The sequence below is a fragment of the Pantoea sp. 1.19 genome (assembly GCF_001922585.1).
Lineage (GTDB): Bacteria > Pseudomonadota > Gammaproteobacteria > Enterobacterales > Enterobacteriaceae > 1-19.
In genome coordinates, this window is the sequence record NZ_MRBS01000002.1 from 186,969 (window position 1) to 208,644 (window position 21,676).

The following is a 21,676-nucleotide window of genomic DNA, read 5'->3' on the forward strand; positions in this document are numbered from 1 at the left end:
ATGACGCAACCTTTGCTCTCTCTCGATGCCCTGAGCCTCGCTTTCCGCCAGGGCCGCAGCGAACGCCGGGTCGTTGACGCCCTCTCCTTTCAGCTGCACGCGGGCGAAACGCTGGCGCTGGTCGGCGAGTCGGGATCCGGCAAAAGCGTCACCGCGCTGTCAGTGATGCGCCTGCTGCCGACGCCGCCGGTGGTCTACCCCGGTGGGCGTATTCTGTTTGACGGCCTGGATGTGCTTACCGCCGACGAACCCACGCTGCGCGGTCTGCGCGGCAACCGCATGGCGATGATTTTCCAGGAGCCGATGGTGTCCCTCAATCCGCTGCACACGCTGGAAAAACAGCTGGCGGAGGTGCTGTCGCTACACCGCGGCCTGCGCCGGGAGGCCGCCCGTGGCGAAATTCTTGACTGTCTCGATCGCGTGGGGATCCGCCAGCCGCTGCAGCGGCTGAACGACTATCCGCATCAGCTGTCCGGCGGTGAGCGGCAGCGGGTGATGATTGCGATGGCGCTGCTGACCCGGCCCGAGCTGCTGATTGCCGATGAGCCGACGACCGCGCTGGACGTCTCGGTACAGGCGCAGATTCTGACCCTGCTGCAGGAGCTGAAGCGGGAGCTGAATATGTCGCTGCTGTTTATTACTCACAACCTGACGATTGTTCGCCGACTGGCGGATCAGGTGGTGGTGATGCGCAAGGGGCGCGCGGTGGAGCAGAACGCCGCCGCCGCGCTGTTTACCGCGCCGCAGCACCCTTACACGCGCGAGCTGCTGCATGCCAATCCGGAGGGGCGCCCGCTGCCGGTGAGCGCCGCGCCCCCGCTGCTGCGGGTGACGGATCTCCGGGTCGCCTTCCCGATCCGCCGCGGCCTGCTGCGGCGCACCGTCGACAGCGTGCAGGCGCTAAAGTCCCTCAGCTTTTCGTTGCGTCCGGGGGAGAGCCTCGGCCTGGTGGGCGAGTCAGGATCCGGTAAAAGCACCGCCGGGCTGGCGCTACTGCGGCTGATTGCTTCGCAGGGGGAAATTTGGTTCGCCGATCGCCCGCTGCATACCCTTAACCGCCGCCAGATGCTGCCGCTGCGGCGGCAGATTCAGGTGGTGTTTCAGGATCCCAACGCTTCGCTCAATCCCCGGTTGACGGTGGCGCAGATCGTCGCGGAGGGGCTGGAGGTGCATCATCCACAGCTAAACCGCGCCGCGCGCGACGCCCGGGTGATAGCCGCACTGGAGGAAGTGGGTCTGCCGGCGGAGAGCCGCCACCGCTATCCGGCGGAGTTCTCGGGCGGACAGCGCCAGCGCATCGCCATTGCCCGCGCGCTGATCCTTGAGCCACAGCTGGTTATTCTTGATGAACCCACCTCATCGCTGGATCGCTCGGTGCAGAAGCAGATCCTGAATCTGCTCAGGCGTCTGCAGCAGGAGCGCCAGCTGGCGTGGCTATTTATCAGCCACGACCTCGAGGTGGTGCGCGCACTGTGCCATCAGGTGGTGGTACTGCGCCGGGGCGAGGTGGTTGAACAGGGTGAGACCGAAGCGGTGTTCAGCGCTCCGCAGCAGGCTTACACCCGCCAGCTGCTGAGCTTCCGTTAAGCGCTTCATCGCGTCCGCCGCAGATGCTTTCGGCGATTGCCACGCCGAGATTTTTTAACCGACAGTTGGCGGCGCTCTCGTCGCTGCGGTGCACAAACAGGCACGGCTGCCCCAGCCACTCCGCCACAAAACAGGCGATCTGGATCTCGCTCAGGGTCTGCTGCAGGCCCTGCATGACCTCCCAGGCCAGCGCGCCCTCCAGCCCCAGCAGCTGTAGTCCGATGTAGTCATCGCCGCTGGCGGAAGCCAGGGCCAGCACCGGAAAGCCGGGACGATCGGCCGATACCCGCCAGGTTTGCGGTAAGCGTTGTACGACGGAAAGATGCAAAAGTGTCACCTGCGAAATTGTTAATAACAGCATGCAATAAGTTCACATTATAGCAACAATTTCACAAAAAACTCGCCCTGCCGACAGCGGGGGTTCAGCCCGCGCTTTTTCGCGGGCGGCTGGCATACAGCGCGAGCAGAATCGACGCGGTCGCGCAGAGGGTAATCGACCAGACCATCGGCCAGGCGCTGTGCGCCTCTGCGCTCGCCAGTAGCGCCCCCACCAGCGCGCCGATGCCAAAGCGCAGCGTACCGGCCAGCGAAGAGGCGGTGCCGGCCATGTGGGGAAACTCATCGAGGATCACCGCCATCGCATTGGAGGAGACCATCGCCACGCAGCCAATGAACAGCGCCACGCCAAACACCAGCGGCAGAAACCCGAGGTTAAATGCGCTGACGATAAGTAGCCAGATCCCCATGGAAAACTGAATCGCCAGCGCCAGGCGGAACATATTCAGCGGGCCTACGCGGCGCACAACGCGGCTGTTGATCAGCGTGACGATGAACAGAAACACCACGTTCAGCGCAAAATAGTAGCCAAACTGCTGCGGCGGTATGTGATTCAACTCGATATAGACAAACGGCCCGGCGTTCAGAAACGAGAACAGTCCGGCAAACGAAAAGCCGCTGGCCAGCATATAGCTCAGCACCCGCTGGTGGCGAAACAGGGTGGCGAAGTTACCGACGGTGGTGCGCAGATGAAAGCGCTGTCGCCGGCTGGCCGGCAGCGTTTCGCGAATTTGCGTCACCACCAGCAGCGTGGTCACCACCGCGGCGGCGGCAATGGTCCAGAAAATGGCATGCCAGCTGAAGGCCAGCAGCAGCCAGCCGCCGAGGATCGGCGCCAGCAGCGGCGCGACCGTGGTCACCAGCATTACAAATGACATCATGCGCGAAAACTCCTCTTTCGAGTAGCTGTCGCGCATCACCGCGTTAATCACCACGCTGCCCGCCGCCGCCGCCAGCCCGTGCAGAAAGCGCAGCTGAATCAGCTGATCGATACTCTGCGCCAGGGCGCAGCCGCCGGCGGCCACCGCAAAGATAAGCGTGCCAACGGCAATGACCGGCTTGCGGCCGATGCTATCGGCCAGCGGCCCGTACAGCAGCTGGCCGAGCGCAAAACCGAGAATATAGGTGTTGAGGGTCATCTGCACCCGCCCGGCGCTGACGCTAAACTCGCGGGCGATGTCCGGAAACGCCGGCAAATACATATCGATAGACAGCGGCATCAGCATCGCCAGCAGGCCAAGGATAACCACCAGCCCCAGCGACGAATTTTTTTCCTGACTCACATCCCCTCTCTCCGGCCCGCCCTGGCGCGCCCGTTAGTTTCCTAAAAGCCGGCAATTTCCGCGGCAGTCAGCGGACGGTATTCGCCCGGCTCCAGCGTCTCGTCCAGTACCACATCCCCGATGCGTTCACGGTGCAGCGCGGTCACGTGGTTGCCCACGGCGGCAAACATGCGCTTCACCTGGTGATAGCGGCCTTCGCTGAGGGTGATACGCACCTGCTGCGGCGAGAGGATCGCCAGACTGGCGGGTTGGGTCAGGTTTTTTTCGTTATGCAGCTGGATGCCGGCGGCGAACTGCGCGGCGACGTCGTCGGCAATCGGCTCGGCGAGGGTCACCAGGTAGGTTTTTTCACAGTGGTGGCGCGGTGACGTAATGCGGTGCGACCACTGGCCGTCATCGGTCATCAGCACCAGTCCGGTGGTATCGATATCCAGCCGTCCGGCGGCGTGCAGCTTGTACGCCACCGGCTCTTCGAGGAAATAGAGTACGGTCGGATGTAGCGGATCGTCCGTCGAGCAGACGTAGCCCTGCGGCTTATTCAGCATAAAGTAGCGCGGGCCGGTCTGCATCTGCAGCAGATTACCGTCATACGCTACCTGACTGTCGGCGGTCAGCTTAACGGCGCCGTCGCGGACGATCTCGCCGTCAACGGTGACGCGTTTTGCCCGCAGTTCCCGCGCGGCAATCGCCCGGCTGATCTCTAATTGTTGGGAGAGAAACTTATCAAGTCGCATGAATGGTGTCTGGCCTGTTGTGTTAACTGTTGCACGGACGCGATGCGTCCGGAGGATGATGCAAGACTGGGGTTGCAGAAGCCGTCAGTATAGCGTCTGTTGCCCGCCGGGCACAGTCTGCTTTTCCGCTGTCCATCATTTTCATGGCATACTGCCCTTTTTGTTAAGCGGTATTGCGGATGTCCTGGAGCCTGCGCCCCTATCAACAGGAAGCGGTGGATGCCACCCTCAACTGGTTTCGCCGCTCGCATGAGCCGGCGGTGATCGTCCTGCCCACCGGGGCGGGCAAAAGCCTGGTTATCGCCGAACTGGCGCGGCTGGCCCGCGGTCGGGTGCTGGTGCTGGCCCACGTTAAGGAGCTGGTCGAGCAGAACCATGCGAAATATGAGGCCTGGGGGCTGTCGGCCGATATTTTCGCTGCCGGGCTGGCGCGCCGCGACGCCGCGCGTCAGGTCGTGTTTGGCAGTGTGCAATCGGTCGCGCGCAACCTTGAGGCCTTCGACGACGCCTTTTCGCTGCTGATCGTCGATGAGTGTCACCGCATCGGCGATGATGAGCAGAGTCAATATCAGCAAATTTTGCAGCATCTGCGGCGGCGTAATCCCCGCCTGTGCCTGCTTGGCCTCACCGCCACCCCCTACCGCCTGGGGCGCGGATGGATATATCAGTATCACTACCACGGCATGGTACGCGGCGATGCGCAGACGCTGTTTCGCGAATGCATTTACGAACTGCCGCTGCGCTACATGATCAAGCACGGCTTCCTGGTACCGCCACAGCGACTGGATATGCCGGTGGTACACTATGACTTTTCGCGCCTGCAGCCGCAGAGCAGCGGACTGTTCAACGAGAGCGAGCTGAATGCTGCACTGCGTCAACAGGCGCGGGTAACGCCGCACATTATTCAACAAATCCTCACCCTGTCCGAAGGGCGTCGCGGGATCATGATTTTTGCCGCCACCGTCGAACACGCTCGCGAAGTGCTGGGGCGGCTGCCGGCCGATCGCGCCGCGCTGATCAGCGCCGACACCCCGGGTCCCGAGCGCGATGCGCTGATTCATGCATTTAAAGCGCAGCAGCTGCGTTATCTGGTTAACGTTGCGGTACTCACCACCGGCTTTGACGCACCGCACGTCGACGTGATTGCCATCCTGCGCCCGACCGAGTCGGTCAGCCTCTATCAGCAAATCGTCGGCCGCGGCCTGCGGCTCTATCCGGGTAAAACGGACTGTCTGGTGCTTGATTATGCCGGTAACGGCCACGATCTGTTCACCCCGGAGGTAGGGGCGCCAAAGGGCAACAGCGATAATCAGCCGGTACAGGTTTTCTGCCCCGCCTGCGGCTTCGCCAATCTGTTCTGGGGCAAAGCCACGGAAGAGGGACTGGTACTGGAGCACTTTGGACGCCGCTGTCAGGGCATTATCCACCGCGACGACGACGATCGGGCGCAGTGTGATTACCGCTTCCGCTTTAAATCCTGCCCGCATTGCGACGCCGTAAATGACATTGCCGCCCGCCGCTGCCACGCCTGCGACGCGGTGCTGGTGGATCCGGATGACATGCTGAAAGCGGCGCTGAAGCTGAAAGACGCGCGGGTGCTGCGCTGCGGCGGCATGACGCTGGAAGCCGGGGGAGACGCCAAAGGCGAGTGGCTGAAAGCCACCTATTTCGATGAAGAAGGACTCAGCGTCAGCGAACGCTTTCGCCTGGCCACCCCGGCCCAGCGCAAAGTCTTTGAACTGCTGTTTATGCGCCCACATCAGCGCGCTCCGGGCGTCGATCTTGGCTGGCAGCGCGCGGCGGACGTGGTGGCGCTGCAGCCGCTGCTGCGCCATCCCGACTTCGTGGTGGCGCGTAATAAGGGGCACTTCTGGCAGGTCCGCGAAAAAGTATTTGATTACCAGGGACGCTATCGCCGCGCCCATGAATTGCGTTGACCGGCAAAGCCCGCTATAATCCCGCCCGCTTTTGCACCCGCAAAAGCAGCACTATTTAACCTGTAGCTGGGTCGCCTGTTACAGGCCATTGACTTTAAGAGAAATGACAATGTTCACTATCAATGCAGAAGCACGTAAAGAGCAGGGTAAGGGTGCGAGCCGCCGCCTGCGCGCAGCGAACAAATTCCCCGCGATCATCTACGGTGGTAACGACGCTGCGGTTTCTATCGAACTGGATCACGACTACGTGATGAACATGCAGGTTAAGCCTGAGTTCTACACCGACGTGCTGACTCTGGTTGTCGACGGTAAAGAAACCAAAGTAAAAGTTCAGGCTGTTCAGCGTCATCCGTTCAAGCCGAAACTGCACCACATCGACTTCGTTCGCGCGTAATTGCCGAACCGGGTTGAGAAGAAACGCCGCCTTTGCGGCGTTTTTTTTTGGCTTATTTTCCGCTGGTGCGGCGCTGCAGCTGGTCACGCAGGTTTGGCGGCGTGCCCTTGATGGTCAGGGTGTCAGTCGCGGGATCCCAGAAAATGCGCTCGCCCAACAGCAGCGCATCAAAATTCAGGGTCAGGCCACCGCCGCTGCCGGCAAATTTGGTCAGCTGACGCAGGGTACTGCGGTCCGCCGGAAAGTGCTCTTCCAGCGCATAGCCCTGATCGCGGGTAAACGCTTCCAGGCTTTTCTCACCGAGCGGCGCCAGCTCGCTGGAGAGCTCCGCCAGCGCGATCTCTTCACCGGCCTGCAGCTGCTCGTTGCAGTAGCTGTAGACTTGCTGGCGATACTGCTGACGCTCCTGCTTGTCGGCCCCGGACTCGGCACAGTAGTCCTCTACCGCCTGCAGCAGGCCTTTATTCTGCGCTTTGGTGTCCAGCCCGACGCTGGCGCCCAGGAAGTCCATAAAGAAGTCGGCCACTTTGCGCCCGACGCGGCCGCGCAGAAAGGTCAGATAGCGGGTAGATGTCGGCAGGGTTTCCCACTCGGTGAGATCGATACGCGCCACGATATCGGCGTGGTGCAGATCAAGGTACTGCGTGGCGCTGATATCCAGCTCATCATTGACCCGCATACTCTGCTGACTACTCAGCACCGCCACCAGCAGGTACTCCACCGCGAGGTAGCGATAGTGGGCAAACAGCACAATGCCCCCTTCAGCAAACGGGTATTTCGCCAGCTCATCGCGCAGGCGCCCGGTAGCAGCGCGGCTGAACGCCAGAAAATCGTCCTGCCCCTGACGATGATGCTTCAGCGCCTCCGCCAGTTCGCTGTCGTCGTTAAACAGACCATAGGCTTTATTTTTAGCGCTGTAGACGCGGTGCAGTTCGGCCATCATCTCACTGACGGCGGCCGTTTCCGGCAAAAGGGACTCGCGCAGGACCAGCTCCAGCGTCTGTTCGTCGCGTTTGATCAGCTGGTGCAAGGCTATCTGGTGGATATCCAGGCTCATGATTCACTCTCCTGTTGGCTCAGGGGGCGTATTCAATCACTCCCGGAGATGGCTTTCAACGCGTTTTCTGCACACCGCAGCGGCGCGGCGCGGGCGCTACCTCGGCCCCCACCTTGCGGACGCGGCCTTTTTTTGGCTATAAAAATGCAGATAAACGCGCGGTGATACGTTAAGATAGCGCCCTTTAATATCCAGATAATGTGTTCTTATGCCACAATCATCCCGTTACAGCGACGCACGCGTCGAAGCTCTGCTTACCGAGCTGGCCAGCGTGCTGGAAAAAGATAATGCCCCGACCGATCTCTCGCTGATGGTGCTGGGCAACATGGTGACTAACGTCATCAACAACCAGATATCCCCTGCTCAACGCACCACGCTGGCGCGTTCATTTGCTGAGGCGCTGCAAGCCTCGGTGCGTGAAGACAGCGCCCATTAAATACTGAGGGTGATGCGATCCCGCTATGGTCAATAACCGGCAGCGATACCGAGAAAAAGTCTCCCAGATGATCAGCTGGGGGCACTGGTTCGCCCTGTTTAATATCCTGCTGACCCTGGCACTCGGCAGTCGTTATCTGTTCGTCTCTGACTGGCCAGGATCGCTGGCCGGACGCATCTACGCTTACACCAGCTGGGTCGGCCACTTCAGCTTCATTGCATTTGCCGCCTATCTGCTTATCATCTTTCCGCTGACCTTTGTGGTGATGTCGCAGCGGCTGCTGCGCTTTCTGTCGGCGATTGTCGCCACCGCCGGCCTGACCCTGCTGCTGGTGGACAGCGCGGTGTTCAGCCGCTTCCACCTGCACCTTAATCCGGTGGTGTGGGAGCTGGTGGTTAACCCCGATCAGAGCGAGCTGGCGCGCGACTGGCAGCTGATGTTTATCAGCATCCCGGTGCTGTTCCTGGTGGAGATGCTGTTTGCCACCTGGAGCTGGCAGAAGCTGCGCAGCCTCAATCGCCGTCGCTTCGGTAAGCCGCTGGCGGCGCTGTTTATCGTGGCCTTTTTTACCAGCCACCTGATGTATATCTGGGCGGACGCCAATTTCTATCGGCCAATTACTATGCAGCGGGCTAACCTGCCGCTCTCCTATCCGATGACCGCGCGCCGCTTCCTCGAACGTCACGGCCTGCTCGATGCGCAGGCCTATCAGCGCCGGCTGGTGGAGCAAGGTAATCCGGAGGCGCTGTCGGTGGCCTATCCGCTGAACGACATCACATTCCGCGACGGCGGCACCCGCAATAATCTGCTGGTGGTCACCGTCGACGGGCTGAACGCCAGCAGCCTGCCGACCGCGCTGCCAAATCTGCAGCGCTTTGCCGAGAGCAACGTCAATTTCCGCCAGCATTTCAGTGCCAGCAATCAGGATGAGGCGGGGCTGTTCGGGCTGTTTTACGGTATCTCACCGAGCTTTATGGACGGCGTTCTCGCGTCGCGCATTCCGTCGGCGCTGTTCAGCTCGCTCAGTCAGCAGGGCTACCAGTTTGGCCTGTTCTCGACCGAGGGCTTCAGCGCGCCGCTGTATCGCCAGGCCCTGCTGGCCGACTTCTCGCTGCCCGCCAGCGAACAGCAGAGCAATGCTGACACCACTGCCCAGTTCCAGCGCTGGCTGGAGGCGCAAAAGCGCGGCCAGACGCCGTGGTTCTCGTGGCTGTCGCTGAGCGCCGGCGACGACCTGGGGGATAATCTGAAAACCGTCCAGCGCCGCTACCAGCGCAGCGCAGCGGATGTGGATGCCCAAATTCAGCGCGTGCTGGATACGCTGCGTGAGCGCGATCTGTTGGACAACACCGTGGTGGTTATCACCGCCCGCCGCGGCGTGGTGCTGGACCGGCTGGATCCCTCCCCCGGCGACCGCGCACAGCTGCAGGTTCCGCTGGTTATCCACTGGCCGAATACGCCGGCACAAACCATCACCCGCCTGACCGACCATCAGGACGTCATGACCACTCTGATGCAGCGCCTGCTGCACGTGCGCAACGCCCCGGCGGATTACTCGCAGGGCGAAGATCTGTTTGCCGCGCAGCGCCGCCACAACTGGGTCGCCGGCACGGAGGAGAACCAGCTGGTGGTCACTACCCCGACCACCACCCTGATGCTGGACAATAACGGCGGCTACCGCGCCTGGGACGCTGCAGGCCAGGCGTTGAAGGATCATAAGCCGCAGCTTACGCTGCTGCTGCAGGTACTGACCGAACAGAAACGCTTTATCGCCAACTAGCGGGCGCCCGCCGCCCGCGAATTGCTTAAATCTAGAGCGGTCAACACGTTAGGGGCTTGCAATCGCGCGAAGAAACGGTAGTATTACCCCCCACAAGTCGGCACGTAGCGCAGCCTGGTAGCGCACTGTCATGGGGTGTCAGGGGTCGGAGGTTCAAATCCTCTCGTGCCGACCAAATTATCCCAAACTAAAAAGGGCTAATCGCAAGATTAGCCCTTTTTAGTTGTGCACGGCGGCGTACTACTGCTATCACCTTGCGCCGCCCTGTTTCTAATACCCTGCGCATTCTGCCGGCTCGGCACCATAGCACTCCGTGCACGCTTGCCACTCTGTCAAACGCGCCCGGGAGTGTGGGTAACGGAAGCCGCAGCGGGCGTTACGCTGTCTGTTGAGTCACCCCTCGGTCGAACGGAGCGTATGCCAGCGCGCCGCAGGCGGCCAGCACTGGCGGCATGACGTGCACCACGTCTGGTATCTGTCGCAGCAGCGTCAGCGCGCCGCTGCCCCCTCAGGGAGCGCGGGCTGGCGTCGATACCGACAAGCCGGCTAAGGCTCTCGTTGAGCAAGAAAGAGGGTGGCCGGACCGGATACTCACGTGCGACGGACAGGCAAAAGTCCCGCCGCGGTGGCCGGCATTTTTCATCGCCGGCTGCATTTTTCTACGATTGTCCTGTTCAGCACGTCATTATCGGGCGCTCCCATACGATCTTCCCGATGCAGAGATCACGCCCGGTCTTCCCCTTGCGGGCTAAGCCTGCCTCCCGGAGCGACATAAAAATCGTGCGCCTTCTGCGCATCTTCATCACCCCGATGATTCCAGCGGGATCCCACGCTTTGAGAAATGAGTACCTGACGTACTGATTTTATATGCTTTATATCAACGTGACGATCCGGTGAATGACACCGCGTGACCTGTTTCCGTTCAGTCAGGGGATAATGCCTTGCTCATTGATAGGGGTCATCTACACCACAACTGCCCGTCCAGCCGTTGTGCAATAAGGAGCACCGCTGTTACCCGGATGTTCAATACCGGCAGGTGTAACGCCTCACTGTTAGAGACTTTCCGGGCATGAGCGGAAGACGTTCGGCCTGGACGGTTGATGTGAGATAGCCCTCAGCCCTGAAGGCATGTCGCTGGCGACCTGCAGGTTTGGTCGCGCGGCGCCCCCGGGAGCGGCCCGTCGGATCGGGTGGCTGCCCCCCGGGCAGGGGATCCCCCTGCCAGAAACGTCCCGACCCACTGTTCGCCACGGCCTGCGCCGCGCCGCCGGGTGACGCCACCCGCACTCCGGGCGCGCAGCACCGCGTCTTGCTCACACGACCAACGACCCGCGCTCTTTCCCCCGTCATCCGCGTTTAGCAGCGGTCATCCGGGCCTCAGGGGCGCCATCATCAGGATGCCTGCCTGCATATCCCCTCTTTTCACCTCCGGCTGACCGTTCTCTTCCGCGAGGCATCGCCGGCATTGGCCGCCCGGTGCCCCCTTTTATCGCTCTGCCGGCGGCGAGCTACTGCGCGACATAGCCACCGTCAACCAGCAGGCTGGTACCGGAGATATAGCTGGCGGCATCGCTGGCGAGAAAGGCCACCGCGCTGGCAACCTCTTCCGCCCGGCCCAGTCGTCCCAGGGGATGCAGCGCAATCAGCCGCTGCCGTTCACTGTCGCTGAGCCCCTTCAGCAGCGGCGTATCAATGTAGCCCGGGCATACCGCGTTGACCCGGATCCCGTGTTTGGCGTAGTCCAGCGCCAGCGTTTGCGTCAGCAGTTTTACCCCGCCCTTTGAGGCGCTGTAGGCGGTAACGCCGGCGCGACCGACCCAGGAGTGAATGGAGCCGGTGTTGACGATCGCCCCTCCCCTGCCCTGGTCTAACCAGTAAGCAATCGCGTATTTATTAAGCAAAAATACCCCACTGAGATTCACCGCCAGCGTCTGCTGCCAGTCGAGGTAGCTGAGCGCGGTCGCCGGACCGTCTCTCGCTATGCCAGCGTTGGCACAGACCACATCCAGCCCGCCAAATGCCTCCACGGCAAACGCAATAACCCGCTGGTTATCCTGCTCGCGGGTGGCATCGAGCGGGAAAAACCGCGCCTGCCCACCGCCCTGACGCAGCGCTGCCGCGACGGCCTCGCCTTTCTCTTCGCTGACATCGGCGATCACCACCGCCGCCCCCAGCTGACAACACTGCCGCGCAATCGCTTCGCCGATGCCGCTGGCCGCTCCGGTGATGATAACCACCTTACCGCATAATGAGATCATGGCTGTTTCTCCCGTCCTTGTGAGGGCATCAGGCCGGCCAGTGGCCGGTCGTCGCCGATGGCCTGGTATAGCAGCCCGCCGCGTCGCTCACCAGCCGGCAGACACATTTGCATAAGGTTTACTACGCGCTGAGGCGATTGCCCACAGCAGGACACTTTTTAACGTTACTTATTTGATTAAACAGTAAATGTAATCGGAATTCGGGCGTCAGCGGCTGGCCTGAGGTCAACGCCGCGCTGACAAGAGGAGGGCGTCGGCCGCCATGATCACCGTCCACACGGCGGGCGATCGTCGTCGCGGCGCGAGCGGGCCCGCGTGGGACGGGCCATGATCCGCAGCGTGGCGCGAGCGGATATCCGCTATCTGAACAGGGTCTTTGCGCCGCCAGCGACAGCCGGACCGCCGCCCGCGCGGTACGCGCTATACCAAGCCGGGCGGCGCCTTTACGCTGTCCGCTCCGCCGCCGCCGTGACGACACCCGGCGGCGGCGGAACGGGACGCGTTAGCCCTGCCCGTTTTCATCCCCCGTCCGCTCAGCGGCGGCAGTTTGACACCGTTTTGTCGCCGGCCTCCTCTTCCAGACGCCGGCGCCGGAGGGTGTCATCGGCTCTGTCACCACCACGTCACCGCACGCCGGCATGCTACAGACTCAACGGCGGCGGCGGTCGCGTCCAATACCCGTTATTCAGGCCAGTGCTTCGCTTCACGCCGGGACGCTGCGGCTGCCGGGCGTCGTGAGCAAGGTGGCGCTGGCGTTCAGCGCCGGCAGCGAAGCGTTTTTGCCGCGGCTGCGCCCTTGGCGCAAAGCTTATCCGCAGCGAACGATTATTCAGCGTCTCGCGCAAAGGCTTATGATTCCCCCGCCTGCGCAATCCGCGCCGCGTCCAACGACGCGGCGCACGCCGGCGTTGGGCAAACTCAGGGGTGCCCCACCGGCTCCCCGGTGCGGGACACCGCATCGCGGCTGGCCTGTTCCCGCGCCTCGCCGCGCAACTCGCTGAGCTGGCCGGCGCGCATCTCCAGCAGCCGATCCGCTTGGGCAAAATAGTGGTCGTCGTGGCTGATCGCCAGTACGGTTTTCCCTTCCGCTGAGAGCCAGGGCAGGATCTCATGATAAAACACCCGACGGAAATGCGGATCCTGATCCGCCGCCCATTCGTCGAGCAGCAAAATGTCGCGGCCTTCACAGGCGGCCAGCAGCAGCGCCAGTCGCTTACTCTGTCCTTTTGATAGCGAGAGCGACAGCACCTGGTTGCCCGCCAGCCGCAGTCGCGTCGCCATCTGCAGGCGCTGAAGCCAGGCGTCGACCCGCGCCGGATCCGCCGGCGCCCCCTGCGCATCAATCAGCCGGTCAAACAGGTGCACATCGGTAAACACCGCGGAAAACAGGCTGCGGTAATCCGGCATCATCGCCGCCGTCACCGGCTGGCCATCCAGCAAGATCTCCCCGCTGTGCGGGGTATATAAGCCGGTCAGCAGCAGCGCGAGGGTCGATTTACCACTGCCGTTGCCGCCAATCAGAAAAACCCGCTCGCCGCGCCGCAGGGTCAGATTGATCGGTCCGACGCGAAAGCCGCCGTCGGAGTAGTCAAAGCAGAGATTGCGCAGCTCCAGCGTGTGCCAGTCGGCGGGGGCCTGCACCGGCGCGAATCCCGGCTGCCACGGCGCCAGATCGAACGCCTCCAGCTTGCGGTACGCCACCTGGGCGCTGAGCAGGGTCGGCAGCGCACCCACCGCCGCCAGCAGCGGGGTGCGCAGAAACAGCAGGGTCAGCGAGTAGGTTGCCGCCACCGCCGTATCGGCCCAGCCGAGGCCGTTGGCCATCCAGAAAGCCATGCCAATGGCGCCGAGCATCATGATATTTGACCAGTTTACCGCGCTGAGGTGAAAGGTGTCGGCGCGCACAATGTGGTGGCGGTATTCGCGAGCATTGGCCTGATAGACCTGCTGGTAGATTTGCGCCGCGCGCGTGCGGTTGAGGGTCAGCTCCTTACGCCCTTCGATCAGTGTCTGATAATCCGCGTACAGGCGGGATTCCGCCTCGCGGGTATCGGCAAGGTGGCGATAAACCCGCGACACCAGCAGCCAGCTGCCGACCAGCGTCACCGCGACCCACAGGGCGGTGATCAGCATCATTTTCGGCGACAGCCATGCCAGGTAAACGGCGGAGGCCAGCGTCAGGATCACCCCCTGCAGCAGCTCCGGCAGGCGCACAAACGCCACGGTAATATTGCGCACATCGCTGGTCACCCCGGCCAGCAGCTCGGCGTTGCCTATCTGCTCCAACCGCTCCAGGCGGGTATCCAGCATTCGCTTAATGAACTCGCCGCGCAGGCGCCAGACAAAGTGATGGCCGAGCAGCGTCAGCGCCAGCTGGCCCGCCAGCGTGACCGCCATCAGCACCAGCAGCAGCGCGATAAAACCGGGCAGTACGCCGCCGGCTCCCCCGGTGGCCACAATCAGCTTTTGATTGATGAACGCAATCAGGCCAATACCCAGCCCGGCCCCCAGCAGATTGAGCAGCAGCACGGCCAGAAAAGCGCCGCGATACTGACGATACACCACCCCTAATAACGCCATAACCCGGCTCCTCAGCAAATCAGCAGCAGGCAGTTTACTGGCGGCACCGGCGAGTGCAACCGTTATTGAGCAGGGGTTAGCGCACCTTACGGAAGGTTAAATTGAAGCGGTACTCACCGGTCAGCGGATGGCGATCGGGTTTCAGCGGCAGAATACCGTGATAGCGCAGGCGCGACGGGCCGCCCCACACCACCACGTCACCGTGCTCCAGCAGCAGACGCTGACAGGCGGCTTCGCGGGTCAACCCGCCAAACAGAAATACCGCCGGCAGGCCCAGCGATACCGAAACGATTGGCTGGCGCAGATCGCGCTCGTCTTTGTCCTGATGCAGGGTCAGTTTTGCGCCCGGTGCGTAGCGGTTAATCAGGCAGGCATCGGGGGTGAAGTCGGCAAAGCCCGCATCGTCAGCGGCCTCGCGCGCCAGCTGGCGAAACAGCGCGGGCATCGGCGGCCAGCGGCGCCCGTTGGCCGCATCGGCGGACTCGTAGCGGTAGCCGTGGCTGTCGCTGCCCCAGCCCAGTTCGCCGCAGTTGGTCATCGCCACCGACATCACGTGGCCACCAGGGGTGATGCGGTGCCAGAAGGGGTTGGCGGCGGCTATCTCATCAATCGCCTGTAAAAACGCGGCCCCCCGATCGCGCACCCGCCGGCGGAACACCACCGCTCCCTCGGCGAGCGGCTCCTGCCAGGGCGCTTCGCCGGCAAACAGATCGAGCATGATTCACCTGCTAATTACTGGATGGATCCCCAGTGTAGCAACTAGTTCTCGATCAGAAAAGCGGCAAACTGCGGCGACATCCAGCTCTCAAAGCGATCGCCCCGTTTGCTGATCAGATAGACCGCCAGCTTCTCGCGCAGCGCCACCGCCTTCGCCTGCTCAAGGCCGAGAACCATCAGTCCGGTATCCCAGCCGTCGGCCTCCAGCGCGGTGGTGGCAATCACCGTCGCCGACACCAGTTTATGGGTTATCGGACGACCGGTACGCGGATCGATAACGTGCGAAATGCGCTGCCCGTCCAGTTCATAATAGTTGCGGTAGCTGCCGGAGGTGCTGATGCCGTGCCCCTGCAGATCAATCCGCGCCTGCACGGCATTTTCGCGATCGGTCGGTTTCTGAATTGCTACCCGCCACGGACGGCCGCCACTGTTACTGCCGCGCGTCAGCACCGCACCGCCCACCGATACCAGATAGTTTGTGAGCCCCTCCTGCTCCATCAGTCGCGCAAGATGGTCGGTGGCAAAGCCCTCTCCCACCGTAGAGAGATCGACCGACAGGGCCGGCAGCGTTTTTTGCAGATACTGTCCGTCGTCGCGCTGTATCACCCGCAAATACTGCAGGCCGGTGTCGGCTTTCGCCGCGGCAATTGCCTGCGGGTCCGGCGTTGTCGGCGGTGCCTTAACCGGACCAAACCCCCACAGGTTTACCAGCTGACCCAGCGTAATGTCCATCGCTCCGTCGGTTTTGCGGCCAATACGCAGCGACAGGGTGATGATATCCGCCATGTTCTCGCTGACCCGCTGCGGTTCGCTGCCGCGATACTGATTAAAGCGCGACAGCGCCGAATCGGCTTTCCAGGTCGACAGCTCCTGGTCATCGGCATCCAGCTGCTGCTGAATTTTTTGCCGCAGCGCCGCGGCGCGCGCGGCGTCAATACCGGCGACGTTAACCCGCCAGACGGTGCCCATGGTTTTCCCCTCCAGCACCTGCGCGGGCGGCGGGGCGCCGTCGCAGGCGGTGAGAAGAATAAGGGCCAGCGCGATGCTGGTGCGACAGAGGATGTTTCCCATACGGTGTTCCTGTGGCTGTGGTAAAAGCCGCCATTGTACGCCCTCATCCGATTCTGAATTGTCGCTGAGCGCCTTGACCACAAAGCTTACCCGCGCGAGGATCGGCCGCCTGTCAATGCGTACGCTGAATGAGGCTCCTGATGATGCAAAATATCCTGCTGATCCTGCTGCTAAGCGCGCTGGTCATTTTCTGCGGCTACAAGTACCTGCGCGGCCAGCGCCGTCGCGGCCTGCCCCGCCCGCCACATCGCAGATAACACCCGCTGCTGCATAACGGTGCAGCGGCGCCGCTTTTCGGGGAGCCACTGCGTGCGATTAGCTGGTCGCGCCGGCGCGGGCGGCGCGTTATCAACCTGGCACAACTCCTGCTTGGTATCACCTCACCCAAGCCCTTCAGGAGACTCGCCATGATCCTTAGCCATGATACCCTTAGCCGGTTACACCAACTATTAATCAAATATTCGGCGTTTACGCTCGCCGGTACCGCTATGGAAGGGGCGCGGCTTGACGTCGAGCGCTGGCAGGAAAGAGAGGAGCCGGCGGCGGAGAGCGATCCCGCCGCGCAGCCATAAAAAAGGCGTGCGATGACTCCGCACGCCCACTACCCGCCGCGCTGGCCGGTTAGAACTGGTACACCAGCCCCAGCGCAACGATGTCGTCGGTATTGATGCCGGCGGCATCGGTGAACGTACTCTTATCCATCAGGTTGATTTGGTAATCGACATAGGTGGACATATTTTTGTTGAAATAGTAAGTCGCGCCAACATCAACGTACTTTTTCAGATTCTGGCTGCCGTAGCCTTCAATGTCGTGACCGCGGGATGAGATGAACGCCAGCGACGGACGCAGGCCGAAGTCGAGCTGATATTGCGCAACCAGCTCCCAGTTATCCGCCTTGTTAGCATAGCCATACGCGGTCGCGGAGGCGTCGCCGAAGCGGGTTGCGTTGTAAGAACGGGTGTACATCGCTGCCAGGTAGAGATTGTTGGCGTCGTATTTCAGGCCGCCGGTGTAAGCCTGCGCTTTGTCACCGCGCCCGAGGATTGCCGCGCTGCCCGGCGTCTGGCCGTTTTGCGCACGGGTACGGTCGGACTGGAACATCGCGGCGCCAATGCCGAGGCCCTGGCCTAAATCGTAGGTGGTACTCATGCCCCAGCCATCGCCGTTCTCACCCAGCACGCTGCGACCTCCGGGCGATTCGGTCGGGTTATCATTCTTGCCCTGATACTGTAGCGCGACGTTCAGGCCATCCACCAGGCCAAAGAAGTTGCTGTTGCGGTAGGTGGCCATGCCGCTGCCGCGTTGAAACAGGAAGTTATCGGCGCCGTAGGTGTCACCACCGAACTCCGGCAGCACGTCAGTCCAGGCACCGATGTCGTAGGCAACCCCGTAATTACGGCCGTAATCGAACGAGCTGCCTTCGCCAAAGCGTAACCCGGCATAGCCGACGCGGGTGTAGTTGTCAGCCGAACCCTGCGCTTCAGCATTGTTCAGCGCCACCTGATATTCCCACTCGCCGTAGCCGGTCAGCTGGCTGGAGATTTGCGTTTCTCCTTTGAGCCCGAAGCGCATGTACGACTGATCGCCGTCGCTACCATCATTGTCAGAAAAATAGTGCAAACCGTCCACTTTTCCAAACAGATCAAGTTTGTTGCCGTCTTTGTTGTAAATTTCTGCAGCACCGGCGGATCCGGCGGCCAGCAGTGCGGGAATGCACAGGGAGAGAATGCGTTTTTTCATGGTTTACCCTCTTTTTTATATGCCACTGCCACTAACTTGTAAAACTAAGTCAGTTTACGCATGTTATGTCGGGTCAGGAAATAATCTATCAAGAAAATGCTACCAAATACATGAAGATGTTTCATTATAGAGCCCAGGTATGGCAAAACGTAAACTTTGCGCAGAAGACAATCAGATAAAGCTGATAAACAGACAATTTTTTCCCACAAAAATCAGTTATAAACTATTAAAATCAATTTGTTATGAAGATCACCCACTCTAAGCACTGAAAGTTAAACGCCCATGCGGTCGGATCAATAAAATACGCCTCGCTATCATCATTTTATTTCACTATTACCGTCATTCACCCCGAATGCATTTGACACCCTTTATTTTTTCTTGCCGAACCTTGCGTTCGGCTTTTCTTTGTCTGCTCCCCGGCGATGCCAGCAACCGGTTAGCGCTCGCGCAGCGACTCCTTCACCTTATTCAGCGGCTTGAGCAGGTAGTCCAGTACCGATTTCTGTCCGGTTTTGATGTCGACGCTCGCCACCATCCCCGGTACGATCGGAAAACGGCGCCCCGCTTTATTGGTCAGTTCTGCGGTGTCGGTGCGCACGTAGACCCGGTAGTAGTACTGATCGCGCTTCACTTCATCCTGCAGCGTATCCGGCGATACGGTTTCCACCACGCCGGGCAGATTGCCGTAAATCGCCGTATCGTAAGCGGTAATTTTTACCGTTGCCGCCAGTCCGGGACGGATCCAGGCAATATCGCGGGGATTGATCCGCGTTTCAATCAGCAGCTGATCTTCCAGCGGCACGATTTCCATCAGTTTGCCGCCCGGTTGCAGCACTCCCCCCACCGTTGTTACCTGAATGTCTTTTACAATCCCACGCACCGGCGAGTAGAGGGTGGCGCGGGTGAGCTGATCTTCTTTGCCGGTCAGCACCTGCAGCTGGGCGTCCAGGTCCGCGTTGTTTTTAACCTGCTCCTCCCGGGCGCGCACCGCATACTGGTTTCGCGCTTCATCAATTTTGCCGCGCAGCTCGCTGACCTGGCGCTTGAGGCGGATCACCTCGACTTCGCCGGCGGCGCCTTTGGCCACCAGCGGCTGGGTCATCCGCAGTTCGTCCTGTACCAGCCGCAGCGCATCGCTGAGGTTTTTCACCGTTTCGGTTAGATCGCGACGGCGGGATTGATACAGTTGGGTTTCGCGCGCCACCAGCTCTGGCGAAGTCAGGGTGTCCGCACTGAAGCGCAGCGGCGCACCGGTCAGCTCCGCCTTCAGGCGTTCGGCGGAGGCGCGCAGCGTGCGCACCCGCGCCGCGGCTTCCCCGGCGTTAGACTGAAAACGGGTGGGGTCGAGCCGGGCCAACACCTGCCCCTTTTCCACGATATCGCCCTCCTTCACGTTCAGCTGCTGTACGACCCCACCATCGAGCGACTCGATCACCTGCGCCCGGGTGAGCGGCGTCACCTTGCCGGTGCCAACGGTGACCTCGTCGAGCACCGCAAACGAGGCCCAGAGCACGAAGATCCCCAGCGCGGCGGCGCACAGCCAGATAATGGCCGAGCCGCGCCGCTCGTCGCTTTTGAGCTGCTTATCGATAATCAGATTCATGCCGCATCTCCCCGTGCTGCGCTGGCCGTCGCGCCCGGGCGGACGCTGGCGGCGCGCAGGATCTCATCGCGTGGACCATCGGCCAGTACCCGACCGTTGTCCATGACCACTACCCTATCCACCAGCTTCAGCAGCGCCGGACGGTGGGTTACCAGCACCAGCGTGCGCCCGGTAAGCCATTCGCGCAGCCGCGCAATCACCTGCTCCTCCAGCTGCTCATCCATCGCGGCGGTGGGTTCATCCAACAGAACCACCTGAGGCTGGCGCAGAATCAGCCGGCTGAGCAGCACCATCTGGCGCTGTCCGCCAGAGAGGCCGCGCCCGCCTTCGTTGATGATTTGATCGAGGCTGGCGGCATCCTGCTTCACCAGCGAAATGGCCCCGCTGACCCGCAGCGCTTCCAGCATTTCGGCTTCGCTGGCGTGGGGATTACCGAGCATCAGATTCTGTCGCAGGCTGCCGAAGAATAGCCGCGAGTCTTGCGATAGCCAGCCGAGCTGGCGGCGTAAATCCACCGGGTCGATCTGTTTGATATCCACGCCGTCAACGATCACCTTGCCCTGCTGAGCGGTGGCCTGTCCGGCCAGCAGCTTTAGCAGCGTCGATTTACCGGCCCCGACCCGACCGAGGATCGCTACCCGCTCACCGGGTTTGATCGTCAGGCGCGCGACGCTGAGCACGTTTTTACGCTGCTCTTCATCGTAGGTGTACTGGGCGTTCAGGATCTCGTAGTGACCGGCGAGGGTCGGACAGTGCGCAATGTCGTCGCTGTCCGGACGGTCCAGCGGCCGCTTCAGCAGCTCATCCAGTCCGTTCATCGCGGTTTTCGCATGCTGCCAGCGGGAGAAGACCATCGTCAGCTGCATCAGCGGCGCCAGCGTGCGTGAAGAGAGCAGACTGCTGGCCACCAGCGTACCGGTGGTGATATCGCCGGCCAGCACCAGGTAGGTGCCAAAGACCAGCATTCCGGCGTAGGTTAATTGCTGCACGGTCGAGGCCCAGCCGCTGAGGCGCGCGCCCCACAGCCGCTGCTTCATGCCAATCGCCGCGCTGACCTCGTGGTTTTGCTCCCACTGCCGCTGAAAATAGGGCTCGGCCTGCAGCGCCTTGATGTCTTCCACCCCTTCGATAGTTTCTACCAGCACCGCATTACGCAGCGCCCCTTCACGCATCCCCTCTTTCGCCAGTTTGGCCATCGGGATCTGCACCAGCAGACCGGGGATAACAATCAGCGGGATCGCCACCAGCGGCACAATCACCAGCGGTCCACCAATAAAGGCCATGATAAACAGAAACAGCAGCACAAACGGCATATCAGCCGCGGCCCCGACGGTCGTCGAAGTGAGCAGCTCGCGCACCTGGTCAATTTCGCGCAGCTGCGAGATAAAAGAGCCGGTCGATTTCGGCCGCGCCTCGTTGCGAATATTCATCGCCCGGGCAAACAGCATCGCGGAGATGTTCAGGTCAATGCGCTTGCCCATTAAATCGGAGACCTGGGTGCGCATCAGCCGAATCAGGAACTCAATGGCCGCGGCGAACAGCACGCCGAAGAACAGCACCCACAGGGTCGATTCTGACTGGGCGGGGATCACCCGGTCATACACCTGCATCGAGAAGAGAATGCCGGCCAGCGCCAGCACGTTGCTGACCACCGACGCAAGCGAGATCTCGGCAATCCGTCGCCCCATGCCTTTAAAGTTGTGCCAGAACCAGTGCTGACGCCACGGCTGAACAAATGCGTCAATACGCGCATCGCGACCGCGCGCCGCCACCCCGGCGACGCCGACCTGCAGCTGGCTCTGCGCCAGCAGCTCGCCCAAATCGCCCTCGCGGACCACGTCGCCACCCTCGCTCAGCCAGTAGCGTACCCGCTCCTCCTCCAGCACCTCTTCAACTACGGCCAGCCCGCCCTCCTGCAGGCAGAGCAGCACCGGCACGATTTCCGGCCGCCAGCGCAGCTGAGTGTGCGCAGTGAACGTCAGGTGCAGTCCCAGCAGACCGGCCAGCCGCTCCAGCTGTTTCGGCTGGCTGAGATGTTCAAACCAGCGCATCTGCTGACGCAGATTTTTCGCATCGGCCGGTTTCCCCAGCCGCGCCGCGATCCGCAGCATGGCGTCAATGGCGTTGTCTGTTGTTCCGCGTTCCGGTTTCATTGCGCCCCTT

General features: G+C 61.6%; 17 protein-coding genes and 1 tRNA gene. 7 read left to right on the forward strand and 11 right to left on the reverse strand.

Annotated features, from left to right (window positions below; translation table 11 throughout):
* The gene (yejF, locus tag BS626_RS04885) at window positions 1-1,587 is read left to right on the forward strand and encodes a microcin C ABC transporter ATP-binding protein YejF (protein WP_075181275.1); all 1,587 of its coding nucleotides are present in this window, start codon (window positions 1-3) and stop codon (window positions 1,585-1,587) included.
* Here the strand turns inward: yejF and BS626_RS04890 are convergent.
* The 3 genes from BS626_RS04890 to rsuA form a co-directional block, all read right to left on the reverse strand.
* Window positions 1,538-1,924 carry a hypothetical protein gene (locus BS626_RS04890; RefSeq protein ID WP_240494271.1) on the reverse strand — a complete coding sequence of 129 codons (387 nt, stop codon included), beginning with the start codon at window positions 1,922-1,924 and terminating at the stop codon, window positions 1,538-1,540. The two genes, yejF and BS626_RS04890, sit on opposite strands and share 50 nt — an antisense overlap.
* Window positions 1,925-2,009: 85 nt before the next feature.
* Window positions 2,010-3,206 (reverse strand): Bcr/CflA family multidrug efflux MFS transporter, encoded by a 1,197-nt coding sequence (locus BS626_RS04895; protein WP_075181277.1) that lies wholly within the window; start codon window positions 3,204-3,206, stop codon window positions 2,010-2,012.
* A gap of 41 nt (window positions 3,207-3,247) precedes the next feature.
* Entirely contained in the window at window positions 3,248-3,940 is a 693-nt protein-coding gene (gene rsuA, locus BS626_RS04900; protein WP_075181278.1) for a 16S rRNA pseudouridine(516) synthase RsuA, read from the reverse strand.
* Window positions 3,941-4,119: 179 nt separating this feature from the next.
* Between rsuA and BS626_RS04905 the strand changes: the two genes are divergently transcribed.
* Both BS626_RS04905 and rplY read left to right on the forward strand, forming a co-directional pair.
* Window positions 4,120-5,877 (forward strand): DEAD/DEAH box helicase, encoded by a 1,758-nt coding sequence (locus BS626_RS04905; RefSeq protein ID WP_075181279.1) that lies wholly within the window; start codon window positions 4,120-4,122, stop codon window positions 5,875-5,877.
* 109 nt (window positions 5,878-5,986) lie between these two features.
* Window positions 5,987-6,271: a 50S ribosomal protein L25 gene (rplY, locus tag BS626_RS04910; protein WP_075181280.1), complete on the forward strand. Its 285-nt coding sequence runs from the start codon at window positions 5,987-5,989 to the stop codon at window positions 6,269-6,271.
* Window positions 6,272-6,323: 52 nt separating this feature from the next.
* Here rplY and yejK read toward each other — a convergent pair whose 3' ends face one another.
* A complete protein-coding gene (yejK, locus tag BS626_RS04915) occupies window positions 6,324-7,328 on the reverse strand; it encodes a nucleoid-associated protein YejK (protein ID WP_075181281.1) in 1,005 nt (334 codons plus the stop codon).
* A 208-nt stretch (window positions 7,329-7,536) separates the two neighbouring features.
* Between yejK and BS626_RS04920 the strand changes: the two genes are divergently transcribed.
* The 3 genes from BS626_RS04920 (at window position 7,537) to BS626_RS04930 (ending at window position 9,719) form a co-directional block, all read left to right on the forward strand.
* Window positions 7,537-7,764: a YejL family protein gene (locus tag BS626_RS04920; RefSeq protein ID WP_075181282.1), complete on the forward strand. Its 228-nt coding sequence runs from the start codon at window positions 7,537-7,539 to the stop codon at window positions 7,762-7,764.
* A gap of 25 nt (window positions 7,765-7,789) precedes the next feature.
* On the forward strand, window positions 7,790-9,544 hold the full coding sequence (gene yejM / locus BS626_RS04925) for an LPS biosynthesis-modulating metalloenzyme YejM (RefSeq protein WP_075181283.1): 1,755 nt from the start codon (window positions 7,790-7,792) through the stop codon (window positions 9,542-9,544).
* A 98-nt stretch (window positions 9,545-9,642) separates the two neighbouring features.
* Window positions 9,643-9,719, forward strand: a tRNA-Pro gene (locus BS626_RS04930).
* A gap of 1,333 nt (window positions 9,720-11,052) precedes the next feature.
* Here the strand turns inward: BS626_RS04930 and BS626_RS04935 are convergent.
* The 4 genes from BS626_RS04935 to apbE form a co-directional block, all read right to left on the reverse strand.
* Window positions 11,053-11,802: an SDR family NAD(P)-dependent oxidoreductase gene (locus BS626_RS04935; protein ID WP_075181284.1), complete on the reverse strand. Its 750-nt coding sequence runs from the start codon at window positions 11,800-11,802 to the stop codon at window positions 11,053-11,055.
* 918 nt (window positions 11,803-12,720) lie between these two features.
* A complete protein-coding gene (locus BS626_RS04940) occupies window positions 12,721-14,382 on the reverse strand; it encodes a multidrug ABC transporter permease/ATP-binding protein (protein ID WP_075181285.1) in 1,662 nt (553 codons plus the stop codon).
* 76 nt (window positions 14,383-14,458) lie between these two features.
* Window positions 14,459-15,100 (reverse strand): DNA oxidative demethylase AlkB, encoded by a 642-nt coding sequence (alkB, locus tag BS626_RS04945; RefSeq protein ID WP_075181286.1) that lies wholly within the window; start codon window positions 15,098-15,100, stop codon window positions 14,459-14,461.
* 41 nt (window positions 15,101-15,141) lie between these two features.
* The gene (gene apbE / locus BS626_RS04950) at window positions 15,142-16,170 is read right to left on the reverse strand and encodes an FAD:protein FMN transferase ApbE (RefSeq protein WP_075181287.1); all 1,029 of its coding nucleotides are present in this window, start codon (window positions 16,168-16,170) and stop codon (window positions 15,142-15,144) included.
* A gap of 407 nt (window positions 16,171-16,577) precedes the next feature.
* Between apbE and BS626_RS18565 the strand changes: the two genes are divergently transcribed.
* Entirely contained in the window at window positions 16,578-16,742 is a 165-nt protein-coding gene (locus BS626_RS18565; RefSeq protein WP_170870435.1) for a hypothetical protein, read from the forward strand.
* Between the two features lie 49 nt (window positions 16,743-16,791).
* Here the strand turns inward: BS626_RS18565 and ompC are convergent, their stop codons facing one another.
* The 3 genes from ompC to BS626_RS04965 all read right to left on the reverse strand — a co-directional run bounded on the left by ompC (window position 16,792) and on the right by BS626_RS04965 (window position 21,666).
* Window positions 16,792-17,910, reverse strand: a complete 1,119-nt coding sequence (ompC, locus tag BS626_RS04955; protein WP_075181288.1) for a porin OmpC — start codon at window positions 17,908-17,910, stop codon at window positions 16,792-16,794.
* 436 nt (window positions 17,911-18,346) lie between these two features.
* Window positions 18,347-19,513 (reverse strand): HlyD family efflux transporter periplasmic adaptor subunit, encoded by a 1,167-nt coding sequence (locus BS626_RS04960; RefSeq protein ID WP_075181289.1) that lies wholly within the window; start codon window positions 19,511-19,513, stop codon window positions 18,347-18,349.
* Window positions 19,510-21,666: a type I secretion system permease/ATPase gene (locus BS626_RS04965; protein ID WP_075181290.1), complete on the reverse strand. Its 2,157-nt coding sequence runs from the start codon at window positions 21,664-21,666 to the stop codon at window positions 19,510-19,512. The genes BS626_RS04960 and BS626_RS04965 overlap by 4 nt, the downstream gene beginning before the upstream one ends.
* Between the last annotated feature and the right edge of the window lie 10 nt (window positions 21,667-21,676).